This window comes from Pelobacter seleniigenes DSM 18267 (genome assembly GCF_000711225.1).
Classification (GTDB): domain Bacteria; phylum Desulfobacterota; class Desulfuromonadia; order Desulfuromonadales; family Geopsychrobacteraceae; genus Seleniibacterium; species Seleniibacterium seleniigenes.
The window spans coordinates 2,900,269-2,914,210 of sequence record NZ_JOMG01000002.1; the positions used below are offsets into that span (position 1 = coordinate 2,900,269).

The 13,942-nt window shown below is 48.6% G+C and carries 11 protein-coding genes and 1 pseudogene; 9 read left to right on the top strand and 3 right to left on the bottom strand.

Annotated elements, in window-relative coordinates; translation table 11 throughout:
• Positions 1-141: 141 nt before the first annotated feature.
• Positions 142-3,201 carry a D-2-hydroxyglutarate dehydrogenase YdiJ gene (ydiJ, locus tag N909_RS0116090; protein ID WP_029916960.1) on the top strand — a complete coding sequence of 1,020 codons (3,060 nt, stop codon included), beginning with the start codon at positions 142-144 and terminating at the stop codon, positions 3,199-3,201.
• Positions 3,202-3,526: 325 nt separating this feature from the next.
• Here the strand turns inward: ydiJ and N909_RS0116095 are convergent, their stop codons facing one another.
• Positions 3,527-4,429: a LysR substrate-binding domain-containing protein gene (locus N909_RS0116095; protein WP_029916962.1), complete on the bottom strand. Its 903-nt coding sequence runs from the start codon at positions 4,427-4,429 to the stop codon at positions 3,527-3,529.
• A gap of 156 nt (positions 4,430-4,585) precedes the next feature.
• On the opposite strand from N909_RS0116095, the gene dctP reads away from it, so the two are divergent.
• The 8 genes from dctP (at position 4,586) to N909_RS0116135 (ending at position 12,923) form a co-directional block, all read left to right on the top strand.
• The gene (dctP, locus tag N909_RS0116100; protein WP_211253965.1) at positions 4,586-5,578 is read left to right on the top strand and encodes a TRAP transporter substrate-binding protein DctP; all 993 of its coding nucleotides are present in this window, start codon (positions 4,586-4,588) and stop codon (positions 5,576-5,578) included.
• A 94-nt stretch (positions 5,579-5,672) separates the two neighbouring features.
• On the top strand, positions 5,673-6,209 hold the full coding sequence (locus N909_RS0116105) for a TRAP transporter small permease (RefSeq protein WP_029916965.1): 537 nt from the start codon (positions 5,673-5,675) through the stop codon (positions 6,207-6,209).
• A gap of 6 nt (positions 6,210-6,215) precedes the next feature.
• Entirely contained in the window at positions 6,216-7,511 is a 1,296-nt protein-coding gene (locus tag N909_RS0116110) for a TRAP transporter large permease (RefSeq protein ID WP_029916967.1), read from the top strand.
• Between the two features lie 10 nt (positions 7,512-7,521).
• Positions 7,522-8,448: an SMP-30/gluconolactonase/LRE family protein gene (locus N909_RS0116115; RefSeq protein WP_029916970.1), complete on the top strand. Its 927-nt coding sequence runs from the start codon at positions 7,522-7,524 to the stop codon at positions 8,446-8,448.
• A 6-nt stretch (positions 8,449-8,454) separates the two neighbouring features.
• On the top strand, positions 8,455-9,567 hold the full coding sequence (locus tag N909_RS0116120) for an Ldh family oxidoreductase (protein ID WP_211253966.1): 1,113 nt from the start codon (positions 8,455-8,457) through the stop codon (positions 9,565-9,567).
• A 229-nt stretch (positions 9,568-9,796) separates the two neighbouring features.
• Entirely contained in the window at positions 9,797-10,510 is a 714-nt protein-coding gene (locus N909_RS0116125) for an RraA family protein (protein ID WP_051689829.1), read from the top strand.
• Complete coding sequence (locus tag N909_RS0116130; protein ID WP_029916975.1) at positions 10,507-11,508, top strand: hydroxyacid dehydrogenase; 1,002 nt, start codon at positions 10,507-10,509, stop codon at positions 11,506-11,508. Before N909_RS0116125 ends, N909_RS0116130 begins: the two co-directional genes overlap by 4 nt.
• A gap of 197 nt (positions 11,509-11,705) precedes the next feature.
• The gene (locus N909_RS0116135; protein WP_051689830.1) at positions 11,706-12,923 is read left to right on the top strand and encodes an MFS transporter; all 1,218 of its coding nucleotides are present in this window, start codon (positions 11,706-11,708) and stop codon (positions 12,921-12,923) included.
• A gap of 57 nt (positions 12,924-12,980) precedes the next feature.
• Here N909_RS0116135 and N909_RS26385 read toward each other — a convergent pair.
• Both N909_RS26385 and N909_RS0116145 read right to left on the bottom strand, forming a co-directional pair.
• Positions 12,981-13,109, bottom strand: a pseudogene (locus N909_RS26385) (GNAT family N-acetyltransferase); the annotation flags it as partial.
• Positions 13,110-13,169: 60 nt separating this feature from the next.
• Positions 13,170-13,517, bottom strand: coding sequence for a hypothetical protein (locus tag N909_RS0116145; protein WP_029916978.1), 348 nt, complete (start codon positions 13,515-13,517; stop codon positions 13,170-13,172).
• Between the last annotated feature and the right edge of the window lie 425 nt (positions 13,518-13,942).

The window sequence follows — 13,942 nt, forward strand, 5'->3', positions numbered from 1 at the left end:
GGTTTCAATTTGCCTTTTTAAGCTCAGATGCTGGATAACTGATTAAAAAACCGTATCACACCATGCAAGATGGCCAGCTGTTGACACGGGTGTATGCCCGTGTCATTCAATTGTCCACAAGGAAGCAGAAAGAGAAATTCAATGATTCCAAAATTGACCCAGCAAGATTCTGTAAAACCTGAATATCTGGCCTTCATCAATGCGCTGGCGAAAGCAGGCTTCGCCGGTGATATCGAAAGCTCTTATGGCAGTCGTCTGGTTGTAGCGACAGATAACAGCGTCTATCAATGGTTGCCGCAAGCGGTGATATTTCCCCGGCATACCGCCGATATCTCATTAATGACCAGGTTGTCATGTCAGGAGGAATTCCTGGGCATCCGTTTTTCGCCACGCGGAGGAGGCACCGGAACCAACGGTCAATCGTTAAGCGACGGGATTGTTGTCGATCTGTCCCGTTACATGACCCGGGTGCTGGAAGTTAATGTGGAAGAAAAGTGGGTGAGAGCTGAGGCTGGTCTGGTCAAAGACCAACTGAACGATGCCTTAAAGCCTTACGGCTTATTCTTTTCTCCTGAACTGTCAACCAGCAACCGCGCCACCATCGGTGGCATGGTCAATACTGACGCTTCAGGACAGGGTTCGCTGGTCTACGGCAAAACCTCTGACCGTGTGATGGGTTTGACTGCTGTGCTGGAAGATGGCAGTTGCCTCGACTGTCAGCCGCTCAGTGGCGAAGCTTTGCAAAACAAGCTTGCGCAGCAGGATCGTGAAGGTGACATTTACCGCCAGGTGTGGGCCACCGCTCACGGCAAGCGCACAGAAATTGAAGAAAAATTCCCTAAACTTAATCGCTTTTTAACCGGTTACGACCTGAAGCATGTCTATGATCCGGACACCGAAGCCATCGATCTGGCGCGTATCCTGTGTGGTTCGGAAGGAACCCTGGGCTTTATCACCGAAGCTAAACTGAGTCTCGATCCGATCCCGGCCAGCCGGATCCTGGTTAACATCAAATACGACAGTTTTGAAGCGGCGTTGCGTTCCGCCCCCTTTATGCTCAAGGCCAAAGCTCTGTCGGTTGAAACCGTCGATTCCACGGTTCTGAATCTCGCCCGTGAAGATATCGTCTGGCATTCCGTGCGTGAGCTGATTACCGATGTTCCTGACAAAGAACTGCTCGGTCTGAATATCGTTGAATTTGCCGACCAGACACTTGCTGAAGGGCAGCAGAAGGTCAAAGCTCTGTGTCAGATGCTTGATAAGCTCATGGCCAAAGGGGAGGCCGGGATTATCGGTTATCAGACCTGTGAGGACCTGGACAGCGTCAAGGCGATTTATGCCATGCGCAAAAAGGCGGTCGGGCTCTTGGGTAATACCTCAGGACGCAAAAAACCGGTGGCGTTTACCGAAGATACCGCCGTTCCGCCAGAGCACCTGGCTGATTATATTATGGAGTTTCGCGATCTGCTCGATGCCAATAACCTTGCCTACGGGATGTTCGGACATGTCGATAGCGGTGTTCTGCATGTGCGCCCAGCCCTTGATCTGTGTGACCCGGAGCAGGAAGTGCTGATGCGCAGCATCTCCGATCAGGTGGTGGCCTTGACCAGCAAGTATGGTGGCCTGATGTGGGGTGAGCATGGCCGGGGTTTTCGTTCTGAATACGGCCCGGAGTTTTTTGGTCCTGAGCTGTTCGCTGAACTGCGTAAGGTCAAGGGAGCGTTTGATCCATTAAACCGGATGAACCCCGGTAAAATCTGTACCCCCATTGAATCGAATGACCAGCTGGTGTCGGTCGACGCCATCAAACGGGGAACTTTCGATCGCCAGATTCCAGAAGTCGTGCGTGACAGCTTTAAAGATGCTCTCGACTGTAATGGTAATGGCTTGTGCTTCTCCTACGATACCACTTCCCCCATGTGTCCCTCATTCAAGCAGACCGGTGACCGACGCCACTCCCCCAAAGGGCGCGCCGGGCTGATGCGTGAATGGCTGCGCCAGCTGGAGCATGCCGGTGTGAATATCCTTGCGGAAGAGACTTTGTTACGTCAGGAAGGGTTGCGGCTCAAAGACCTGGTCGGGCAGATTTTTAACACCCTGGGCAAAAAGAAGGGCGATTACGATTTCTCTCATGAGGTCATGGAGGCCATGCAGGGGTGTCTGGCTTGTAAAGCCTGCTCCAGTCAGTGCCCGGTCAAGGTCGATGTGCCTGACTTCCGGGCCCGCTTTATGAACCTCTATTATCAGCGTTATCTGCGCCACCCGCAGGATTACCTGGTGGGCACCGTTGAAAGCTATGCGCCACTCATGGCTAAAGCGCCCGGGTTTTTCAATTTTTTCATAAAGCAGGGGATCACCCAGAAACTGACCGAGAAAACCATTGGCATGGTTGATGTGCCACTGCTGACTCAGCCGAACTTGAAAAAACGTCTGGCCGGGCATCGTGCCAACGACTATGACTATGCCGCCCTGGAAAAACTCAGCCCCGAAGAGCGGGCAAAAAAGGTGCTGGTGGTGCAGGACCCCTTTACCTCCTACTATGACGCAGCCGTGGTTGAGGATCTGGTGCTGGTCATTGAAAAACTCGGCTTTGAACCGATTCTGCTCCCCTTTACCCCCAATGGTAAAGCCCAGCATATCAAAGGCTTCCTGGGCAGTTTTGAGCGGACCGCGCAGCGCGGTGCTCAATTCCTCAATCATGTGGCTAAGTTGGATATTCCTATTGTTGGCCCTGATCCGGCAATGGTGCTGTGCTATCGCGACGAGTACGCCAAGGCTCTGAAAGAGTCACGGGGGGATTTCAAGGTCTTTTTGTTCCAGGAATGGCTGCTTTCGGTCCTTGATAAGATGCCAGAGAAAGCTGCTGTGGAAGGAGAATTCTACCTGTTTGGGCATTGCACTGAAAAAACAGCCAAGCCCTCCACGCATGATGACTGGGCCAAAATCTTCAAACACTTTGGCGGCACCCTTAAAGCGGTTTCCGTCGGCTGCTGTGGCATGGCCGGCACCTATGGTCATGCGGCGAAGAACCTGGAAGCCTCTAAAGAGATTTACTCCATGAGCTGGCAGCCGACGCTTGCCAAATTGCCCGCTGAGCGGTGTCTGGTGTCCGGCTATTCCTGTCGAAGTCAGGTGAAACGGATTGATAGGAAGAAATTACGCCATCCGCTGCAGGGGCTGCTCGAGTTGTTAAGCAGGTAATCTCTCATAATTTCTAAGATCAGAATAAAACATAACTCCTAGCCAGAATTGCAAGGCCATAACTTAATCTGTTGATATTTCGGAGGTCCTCTATTCTCTTAATAAATATTAGTATGACGATGAATATAATAGCATTCTAAGCTATGTTTAGGCGAATGTTGTGGCGGTTGAGATATCCCCACGTTAAAAACCCAAATCTTGAACTACCCAGCGGCGCTCTATGCGCCGCAGTAGAAAGAACGACCGGCATCCCCCTGCTGTCAATAAAGATGGTGCAGGCAAGCCTGATGGACTGAGCAGCAGCCTAGGTATAGGGTTTTTATCGCTATTTAATATTTGAATTGTGTCGGAATTTTCCATAAGGGCTGCTTAGTTGGGCTAATTTGTCGTGAAGTGTATCGATTAAGAGACTTTTTGGAGAGGGTTCCACCTGCACAATTCCTATACGACGAATAATTGGTGGTTCCCCAAATGGTAGCGAACAGACATTTACCGAAAATGGTTGAGTGATAGATGTATAGGGGACCACTGAGACTCCCAATCCATTGATGACACACTGTATAATTCCAAAAATACTATCTATCCGAATAGTCGATTTGATAGTGATATTGCGTTTTCTCAATTCTGAGTCAATTTGTCGGGCGAGAGGGACGTTACTGAAAAAGTGAATGTATTCTTGTGTAGCCAGGAGTTCAATTGGGTCCGTACTAACAGGAGAAGGCTGGGTGATAACTAATAGAGGATCTTCTATATATGGTGTAAAAATCAATTTTGGAGGAAGCACTTGAGGCTCTGCTACAATAGCTGCATCAAGGCGTCCAGCTCCAACATCAAAAATGAGATCATCTGTTTTTCCCATTCGCAGATTGATTTTTAGCATCGGGTATTCCTGTTTCAGTTGGGCTATCGCTTTCGGCAGGCTTCCGAAAGCGCTGCTCCGTACTGCTCCAATGCTAAAGGCTCCAGCCATGTTTTTCCCCCGAATTGCACTTAAAACGTTTTCTGCCGTTTGGTTAATGACAGTGGCTGCATCCAGCAGTTGCTGCCCTTGATACGTCAATGTAGGAGGGCGTGTTGTCCTATCAAAAAGAGCGACACCGACTTCGTCTTCGAGGGTTGTCATCTGCTGACTGACCGCTGATGGAGTCAAGGCAATTGCTTCTGCGGCTTTGGCAAGGTTGCCATGTTCAGCTACTGCGATAAGTGTTCTTAGTTGTCTTAAGTTCATAACAATCTCCTTCGGTCATCAAAAGTAGTTTAAATTTCATATTTAGGAAATCTTACTCTAAAGTCAAATTTATTTGCTTGCTGTTAAGTATATTTGTGCTTTATCGTCTCTAATAACTTTATAAAAATGTTTTAAAATACAACATCGGGAGGTCGTATGAAGCTTTTTAGGAGAATGTCAGTTTTCTTGTTAGTCATGTTAACTCTTGCCTTTGTTGCCAATCCGGTTTTCGCCAAAGATCGTTGGACCGCCTATACTTATGTGTCTGTTGCCAACTCTGCAGCAGGAACAGGACTTAATGAGATGATTTCATCCATTGAAAAGGCAACGGCAGGGAACTTCAAAATTACTCTCAATCTTGGAGGCACCCTGCACATCAAGGCGGCCAATATCACTCAGGCTGTTGCTGACGGCATTGTGGATATGGCCTCCGATTATTTCTACCTTGGCAATGTACCAATCGGTGGTGTGTTATCTCTGCCCATGTTGATCAGAACTGAAGATGAGTGGCAAAAAGCGATCAAAGTCATGGAGCCTTACCTGAAAGAGGCTTTTGAAGCTCAGGGACTGGTTTACCTGGGGCTCTATCGTTACCCGGAACAGACCATTTTTACAACATTTGACCTGAATACAGCAAAAGACCTGTTTGGGAAGAAGATGCGCGTGACATCTCCGGAACAAGCTGCCCTGATTGAACATTTCGGTGGTTCTGCAGTAACTATGGGGGGCGCAGAAGTTCCGCAGGCTTTGCAACGTGGGGTTGTTGACGGCGTTATTACCGCCAGCGCCGGTGGTGCCAAGAAGTGGAATGAATTTCTCAAGACCAACTACCGGCTGGCCATGAATTATGGCAGCTCTGTTCTGATCGCCAATCGGGACGCTTTTGAGCGGCTCTCCAAGGAAAATCAGCAGGCACTGATCAAAGCCTGTGCCGTTGCCGGTCCACAAATTACTGAAAATTTTGTTGTCGATGAGCAAGCCCAGAAAAAGATCCAAGCTGCCAAAGGGATGAAGATTATCAATGCGGATCCTGCTGACATCGCTTCGGCTGAGAAGGCGATGGTAAAAGTCTGGTCCCAGTGGGCTGAAGGGAAAGGGCCTAAGGCTGTTGAGGCTCTTGCTGCCGTGCGTGCTGCAATCGGTAAATAACGATTTTACCCAGGTCCATTCTTGCGCCTCTTGAATGGACCCGGTTTTTAAGAGATTGGTTCAGCGCTAGAATTTGTACCCAAGGAATGAAAATATGTCAGCACCTAAAATGCCGCCTCAGTCAGATAGAGGGGCAGTTCAAACACTCTATAATATTGTCGAAATGGTTGCTTCCGTGGCGGTCGTGGTTATGGTCTGCCTGGTTGTTCTTGAAGTTTTGTTACGCTCGACCATCGGTTTTTCTTTCGGTTTTGTTGACGAGTTGGTGTCCTATCTGGTTGTCCTTATAACTTTTTTCGGGGTCTGTGTCACGTTCAGGAATAAGGCTCTGTTCAAAGTGGAAATGTTTTATGCAAAGCTATCCGGGACAAGTCGTAAGCTCTTGGACATTTTACACGCCGTTTTGTCTTTGGCATTATGTGGCGTTCTCATCTATTACGCATTTTTCCTGATTTCGAGCTCCTTCGTACGGGGTACCATCTCGCAGAGTAAACTGGAAACCCCCCTGTATATTCCCCAACTGATTATTCCCGCAGGGTTGATCATTCTGGCTGTTTTTATTCTTGATTTTGCGCGGCTTCGTTTATGCGCAGCCAAATCACAGAACATTGCCACTGAGGTCGAGGAGTAGCTCATCATGGAAATCGCAATTGTTATGGGACTCCTCATTGCTCTTATCTTCAGTGGCCTGTGGATTCAGATGGCCGTAGGGGTTTCCGCTGTCATTTATATCTACCTGATCCAGGGGGTGGGTGGTCTGAAGGCGCTGGGGATTGTCAGCTGGGGGTCCGCTGAAAGTTATACTCTGTCGGCTATCCCATTATTCGTCTTTATGGCCGAGATCTTATTGGGCAGTGGTCTGAGCACCAGGCTTTACAGCGGGATATCGCCACTGATCAGAAAACTGCCTGGCGGGTTGCTCCATACCAACGTTGTTGGTTGTGGATTGTTTGCCGCCGTTTCAGGAGGAAGTGCCCCAACTGCTGCGGCCATGGGGACCGTGGCGCTGCCGGAATTAGGGAAGAAAGGCTATAATCGTAAACTTGCAGCCGGATCTCTGGCGGCAGGGGGAACCCTGGGGATTCTCATTCCTCCGAGCATCACCTTTATCGTTTACTCGATGTTTACCGATACGTCCATTGCCCAGTTGTTCATGGCCGGCGTTGTTCCCGGTATCGTCTTGATGCTGCTGTACATGGCTTACATTGCTATCAGGGCTTTTCTGCAGCCCGAACTGGCACCTGCTCATATGAGCGTCTCTGACGAGAAGGTCAATTATCGTCAGTGCTTATTCGATATTCTTCCGCTACTGATTCTTATCATTATTGTTCTCGGTAGTATTTATGGGGGTATTGCTACGCCCACAGAGGCGGGTGCCATTGGAACCTTTGGTGCGATTATCATCGCCCGGATGTACAAAAGCTTTACTTTTGAAATCATGAAAACCGCTTTAAGGCGGACTCTTGTGCTGAGTGGGAACGTTCTGTTTATTGTCTTTGTATCGATGATTTTTGCTTATGCGACAGCACGTTCCGGTGTCGGAGAAGATCTGGTTGACTGGTTTCAGGCTCTGGGCCTCTCTCAGTATCAGTTTTTGTTCGGCGCCTTGGTTTTTTACGGGGTTCTTGGCTGTTTTATGGAAGGGCTGGGGATGATTGCCATCACCGTTCCGATCCTGTACCCGACCCTGGTAGCTTACGGTATTGATCCTATCTGGTTCGGTGTCTACATCGTGATTCTTGTGGAACTTGGACAACTGACACCGCCTTTGGGAGTCATTCTGTTTGTTGTTGCCAGTACCTGGGAAGAGATATCCATCGAAGAAGTTGTGCTGGGTGTTTTACCGTTCTACCTGATCATTGTTGCCTTCGTTTTCCTGTTGATCTTCTTTCCTGATCTGGCCCTCTGGTTCCCGCGCCTGATGATAAATTGAGGTATTTATTATGTCACTTTACCCACCACCAGAAATGTGCACAGCCGAAGTCTTCTGCCGGCTTCCTGACGAATTCAGACGGCCCGGTCTTGATAACGAATGGTCTCGTTACAACCGGGCCGGTGTTGACTGCTTTCTCGAAGGCCCCTCCTTTGATAAACAGGGTAACCTTTATGTTGTTGATATCCCTTTTGGCCGTATTTTTAAAATTGATCCAACGGGCAAGTTCACCCTGATCTGTGAGTATGATGGTTGGCCAAATGGCCTGAAAATTCATGAAGATGGCCGCATTTTTGTTGCTGACTACAAGAATGGGATCATGCTTGTGGATCCTGAAAAGGGGACGGTTCAACCGGTTTTAAAGGGCTATAACTCAGAAGGCTTTAAGGGGTGTAATGACCTGCATTTCGCCGCTGATGGCTGCCTTTATTTTACCGATCAGGGGCAGACGGGTTTATCCGACCCTTCCGGACGCGTATTCCGCTGGAATGAAAAAAATGACCAGCTGGATTGTCTCATCGATTGTGCCCCAAGTCCTAATGGTCTGGTTCTTGATGTTGAAGAGAAAAACCTGCTCCTCGCCGTCACCAGGGCGAATGCAATCTGGCGGATACCAATACGCAAATCGGGGACCAGCAAGGTCGGTCTGTTTGTCCAGTTATCTGGTGGTCGGTCGGGTCCGGATGGTTTAGCGATCGACGCATCCGGCCGTTTGTTTGTCTGTCATGCCGGTCTTGGTACCGTCTGGGTATTCGATGTTCTGGGCCGGCCCATTTATGGCATCAGGGCGCCGGAAGGGCTTGGGACAACCAACTGCGCATTTGGTGGCAAGAATAATCAAACCTTGTACATCACCGAATCTGACACAGGATCGATTCTTAGGTATCACATGGATTATCCAGGTAAGACCATGTATTCCGGCGCCATTGGAGAATAACCCAGTATGGATTCATTAGATCAGAAGGAAATGGAGTATGTCGATCGAACTCTTCTGAAGCAGCAGATCGTCTCGATCATGAGCGCCTGGGGCATGTCTGCTGAGCAGGTAGCGGCCTCTGCAGAGGTCATGATTGAAACGGATACCTACGGGATCGATTCCCATGGTGTTTCAATGCTGATGCTTTACGAAAAAATGCTTAGCAGTGGAACCGTCAATCCGGTTGCCAAGCCTCATGTGGTTAAGGAGTCAGCGGTTACTGCGTTGTTGGATGGTGATGCTGGTCTTGGTCATCTGGCGGCCCAGAAGGGGATGTCTTTAGCCATCCAAAAGTGCCGGGAAGCCGGGCTTGCTGCTGTTTCTGTGTTTAATTCCCATCATTTCGGCGCTGCCGGAATCTACGCAAAAATGGCGGCTGATGCCGGTCTGATCGGTTTGGTCACCAGCTCTGCTCGTGGTGTTTTCGTGACCCCGACGTTTTCCCGCAAGCCGGTACTGGGGACCAATCCGATTGCTTTTGCCGCTCCGGCTAGCACTGGCAGACCTTTTTTGCTGGATATGTCAACCAGTGTCGTTGCCTCCAATAAGGTGAAAGTTTTTGACCTGTGTAACCGGACGTTACCCTCTGGCTGGGTGTGTGATGATACCGGGCGCTTTGTGACCGATGCCCATGAGGCGCGGGACATGCTGCTGAACAAGGAGAAAAGAGCCGGCCTCGCTCCTCTTGGTGGTGACCGCCAACACGGCGGGCACAAGGGATATGGACTGGCGATGATGGTTCAGATTTTAAGTTCAACCTTAAGCGGCGGTGGTTTCTCGCCGTTTCAGGATCGCTCGCTTAGCAAGGGTGAACCAGACAATATTGGCCATTTTTTTCTTGCGATCAATCCAGAATGTTTTCGCCTGGATGGGCGGTTTGAGGATCAGGTGGGCTGCCTTTTGGACTATTTGCATGGTGTCGACCCTGTTGATCCGGCTCAGCCGGTTCTTGTTGCAGGGGACCCCGAGTTTGATACCTATGAACAGCGCCTCAAAACAGGAATTCCCTTGCCCGGTTCACTGGTTGCGCTGTTGCGGGAAATTGCGATGCGCGCTTCTGTACCGTTCCTTATTGATTAATCATATTTAAATAGTATGCGTTCGAGAGAATTGGGAAAACCTCCATCATGGCAGATAGAATAAGTAACAACATAAGAAAAACTAAAGTTAATATTAATTTATATCGCTTTTAAATAAGTATAATTGTTTGTATATTTTTCATACAATTTAAAATTATTCAAAAAGACGACGAACGTTTCAAACCATCGTAAAGGGTTTATCACCCTTCGGGTAACAGGGAGCATGAAATATGGGAGCAAAGATTTACGGAAAACCAGGGTTTTGCCTGGTCAAAGATATTGAGCGTGGCAATCTTGATGATTTAAAAAAGCTCGCAGAGTACCCGGTCGCCCTTATCGGTGACGGTTACGGACGACGGGCGATTATGGATGCCGGGATCAAACCGTTGAATTCCAGATTGAAGATGTTCGGTTCCGCCATCACAGTAGAAACTCATCCGGCCGATAACCTGATGATTCATGCGGCCATACGGATTGCCCAGGAAGGTGATGTTCTGGTTGTCAATGCACAAGGCTGCCTGAGTAATGGTGTCTTTGGCGACCTTCTGTGCAGTACCGCGGTTAGAAAAAAACTGGGTGGAATCATTATAGATGGTGCCGTCAGAGACAGCATTGAACTGATGGAATCAGGTCTGCCGATTTACGCTCGTGGCATTAACCCCATGGGGGGCGGAAAAGAAGGACCGGGACAAGTCAATATGCCAACCTGTTGCGGTGGCGTTGCTGTAAATCCCGGCGATATGGTCATTGGTGATGCTGATGGGGTTATTATCATCCCGGCTGCAGATGTACAGGTTGCTATTCAGGGAGCGCAGGCAAAAGTGGATGCCGAAAACATCCGCATGCAGGCCATTAAGGACGCGCCACTGGACGGGATCTCGGCTCCCTGGTTGATTCCTACACTTATTAAATATGGTGTTTTAAATGAAGGAGACGAAATATGAGCAGTAACAAGATTCTGATCACGAGCCATAAGCTCAATCCCAAAGCCATTGAGGTGCTTGAGCAGCGTGGCTATGAGGCCGTTTTTACTCCCCCCTATACGGCACCGGAAGATCTGGTCAAACTGGTAGAAGAAACCGATCCGGTCGGTATCCTGGTGCGTCTTGGGCAGATTAACGATGCCGTTATAAATGCCGGTAAATCGTTAAAGGTCTTGTCAAAATTCGGAGCTGGTGTTGACAATATCGATATCGATGCCGCTACTAAGCGCGGCCTGCCGGTATTGAATGCTCTTGGTGCCAACGCAAAATCGGTTGCGGAGCATGCGATTACCCTGATGATGGCAACCATCAAAAAGACTTTGATGCTTGATACCTCTCTGCGTGGTGGTCAATGGGTCAAGCCTCAGCACCTGAGTACTGAAGTCTCCGGCAAGGTCCTCTGTATTGTTGGCTTGGGGCAGATCGGTCGTGCTGTATCAAAAATCGCCAAAGGTCTTGAGCTTGAAGTGCATGCCTATGACCCTTATCTTGACGACTCTATTTTTGAAGAGTACGGAGTTATCCGGGAAACCTCTTTTGAAGATCTGGTCAAAAAAGCCGACATCGTCACCATGCACTGTCCTCTGACCAATGAAACCGCTAAAATGATCAACGCAGACAGTATCGCTATGATGAAGGATGGTGTGTTTATCATCAATACCGCCAGGGGTGGGGTCGTTGATGAACCAGCATTGGAAGCCGCACTGAAGTCAGGAAAAGTGACCGCTGCCGGACTTGATGTGTTTGCCGTAGAACCCCCACCGGCAGATCATCCTTTCTGGAGCCTTGATAATGTTGTTGTTTCCCCGCATGTCGGTACCAGTACCGCTGAAGCTGATGTACGTGTCTCTGTTGCAGCTGTTATGGGCATTATTCAGGTTGTTGAAGGCGAGGAAGTGGATCAAAACCGAATTGTTAACAGAGAAGGGTTGGCTGTACGAGCAGAGCAGGTAATCTAGTTCCATCAGGCCCCACCTTTAAAGTTCAGCATTGCTATATTGGTTTAGTATCTACCTGGTACTACGGTTGGTACTAAACCAATTTTAAATTTACCAAGAGACCCATTGATGGACTTCCCTCATATGAGAGCAGAAAATTTTGATTGATTGCTTGTTGCATTGGAGGTAGATATCTGCCCACACTGAATTTTCGTTCAATGTTTGCCGCCCTCAAATATCGAAATTACCGTCTCTGGTTTATTGGCCAATTAGTTTCCCTGGTCGGCACCTGGATGCAGACGGCGGCACAGGGATTTTTGGTTTTCGAACTCACCAACTCTGCAGCCTATCTAGGGTATGTGGCTTTTGCCATCGGTGTGCCCTCTTTTCTTCTCATGTTCTTCGGCGGGGTCTATGCCGATCGATTGCCACGGCGTAAACTCATCATCATTACCCAGATTGCAATGATGATCTTGGCCTTGGTACTGGCCTGCCTCACTTTTTTACATATTGTCCAGCCCTGGCACATTATTCTTCTCGCCTTAATGCTGGGCGTTGCCACTGCTTTTGATGCTCCTGCCAGATTATCCTTTGTTCTAGAACTGGTTGATCGGAAAGATATTGGCAACGCTTTGGCTTTTAATTCGATGCTGTTTAACCTTGGTGTCCTGATTGGGCCGGCAGCAGCGGGCCTGGTTTATGTGACGCTGGGACCTGCGTGGTGTTTTGCGCTAAATGGATTGAGTTTTCTTGCCGTCATCTTCGCATTAAACGCCATGCATTTGAGACCATTTGTTCCCAAAGAAAATACCTCTGATCCTCTGGATGATCTAAAGGCAGGTTTTCACTACGCCCTGTCCAATGAAATTATCCGCACACTGCTAAGTCTTGTTGCCGTTTTTTGCCTTTTTGGAACCGTTTATATGACCTTGATTCCTGCCTGGGCGGTTAGAGTCCTCGGAGGGGATGCCGTCACCAACGGCTGGTTACTTTCAGCTCGAGGGTTAGGTGCGCTGTCTGGAGCACTGATGATTGCTGCTCTTGGGCGGTTTCAACTCAAAGGTCTATTGCTGACCTGGGGAACCTTCCTCTTTCCTTTGATACTTCTGGCTTTTGCTTTTTTGCGTTATTTGCCAATGTCGTTGACCTTGATGGTTGGCATTGGTTGGGCAAACATGATTACGTTTAACCTGTTGAATACATTAATCCAGACACTGATCGCCGACGAATATCGTGGAAGAGTTATTAGTCTTTACACCTTTTGCATCTTCGGACTGACGCCGTTAGGCTCTTTGTTGATTGGTTGGGAGGCTGAGTATTGGGGAGAGCCTAGGGCACTTATTTTGAACGCAATGATAGTTTTTCTTTATGCGCTTTGGGTATATGTGAAAGTCCCGCAGGTGCGTCAACAGCATGAAAGAGGGGAGCGAGATTGACCAGAGCTTGCCTTGATTGTCATTAGCACACCTCAAATCGACAGCATTGAAGTGCTACTCAAGAATCAGCTGCTTAAGCTCGATAAGATCCTCCTCGACCAGAAAGTCATGGGTTGCCCGGACAGATGATTCCCAAATGTCCAGTAGCTGCTGATGATCTGATTTTTTTGCAGCTGCAATATTCATTGGTAGGCTCATTAAAGACAGTTTGCGGTCATGATAATGACGAGATGGTAGGGACGAAAGCTAATGGCTGTCTTGGCGATTTTCTGTTTTCATATGCTTGGCAAGCCATGACAGGAACATGCCGTAAAACAACGCGCCTAAAGAAGCCAGGTAGATGTAGTCATTGGTTTTCGCTTTTTCCAAAGCTGCTTTTACGGCCGGGCCTACGCCATCCTTGAAGAAGGGATACAGCTCATGTTGCGCGGAAGAAACGCCGGTATCATGAAAAATGGCCGCCAAGATGACGCCAATGGAGATGTAAGCGATTTTAGCCGAGAACTCTTTTTCAAATAATTCCGGATGTTGATAGGCGATGAACGTTAATCCTGAAATCGCGGCAGCGCCCACACCGATTATGAAATCTTCCATAACTACCCTCTCAAGTCGACAGTATTGATAAGGAGAAGTTCAGATCCTGTCATGTTGACGATGATCCGGAACATATTTCTTCATAATCAATTTATTCAACCATCTGATTTCAGATAGTAAAAATGAAAAAGCCCTTTGTTTCCGCATGGATTCAGGGGTGCGCTGAGTGGGGCTACTACGGTAAGCTCTGCGGTATTGTAGTTTTTTATGTTGTTCAGGACAAGTACATTGTCAGTGGTGACCTCTGGGTTTGTGACGAAAATAAGCTAGTTTTTATCCGGAAACGGCTCTTTTCCGTTGTAGTGGCGTCAATCTACGGACTTCCTTGTGCCGCGTATCGGTATACGCCACCGCGCAAGCCCTTGATTTCCTTGCCACAACGGAAAACTGCTCGTTTCCAATCTGAAAACTTAATGATTGTCATC

Excerpts from the sequence above, each read along its gene's own strand:
- N909_RS0116135 (WP_051689830.1), top strand. The coding sequence starts at position 11,706 with ATGTTTGCCGCCCTCAAATATCGAAATTACCGTCTCTGGTTTATTGGC.
- N909_RS0116110 (WP_029916967.1), top strand. The coding sequence starts at position 6,216 with ATGGAAATCGCAATTGTTATGGGACTCCTCATTGCTCTTATCTTCAGT.
- dctP (WP_211253965.1), top strand. The coding sequence starts at position 4,586 with ATGAAGCTTTTTAGGAGAATGTCAGTTTTCTTGTTAGTCATGTTAACT.
- N909_RS0116125 (WP_051689829.1), top strand. The coding sequence starts at position 9,797 with ATGGGAGCAAAGATTTACGGAAAACCAGGGTTTTGCCTGGTCAAAGAT.
- ydiJ (WP_029916960.1), top strand. The coding sequence starts at position 142 with ATGATTCCAAAATTGACCCAGCAAGATTCTGTAAAACCTGAATATCTG.
- N909_RS0116115 (WP_029916970.1), top strand. The coding sequence starts at position 7,522 with ATGTCACTTTACCCACCACCAGAAATGTGCACAGCCGAAGTCTTCTGC.
- N909_RS0116130 (WP_029916975.1), top strand. The coding sequence starts at position 10,507 with ATGAGCAGTAACAAGATTCTGATCACGAGCCATAAGCTCAATCCCAAA.
- N909_RS0116145 (WP_029916978.1), bottom strand. The coding sequence starts at position 13,517 with ATGGAAGATTTCATAATCGGTGTGGGCGCTGCCGCGATTTCAGGATTA.
- N909_RS0116120 (WP_211253966.1), top strand. The coding sequence starts at position 8,455 with ATGGATTCATTAGATCAGAAGGAAATGGAGTATGTCGATCGAACTCTT.
- N909_RS0116095 (WP_029916962.1), bottom strand. The coding sequence starts at position 4,429 with ATGAACTTAAGACAACTAAGAACACTTATCGCAGTAGCTGAACATGGC.
- N909_RS0116105 (WP_029916965.1), top strand. The coding sequence starts at position 5,673 with ATGTCAGCACCTAAAATGCCGCCTCAGTCAGATAGAGGGGCAGTTCAA.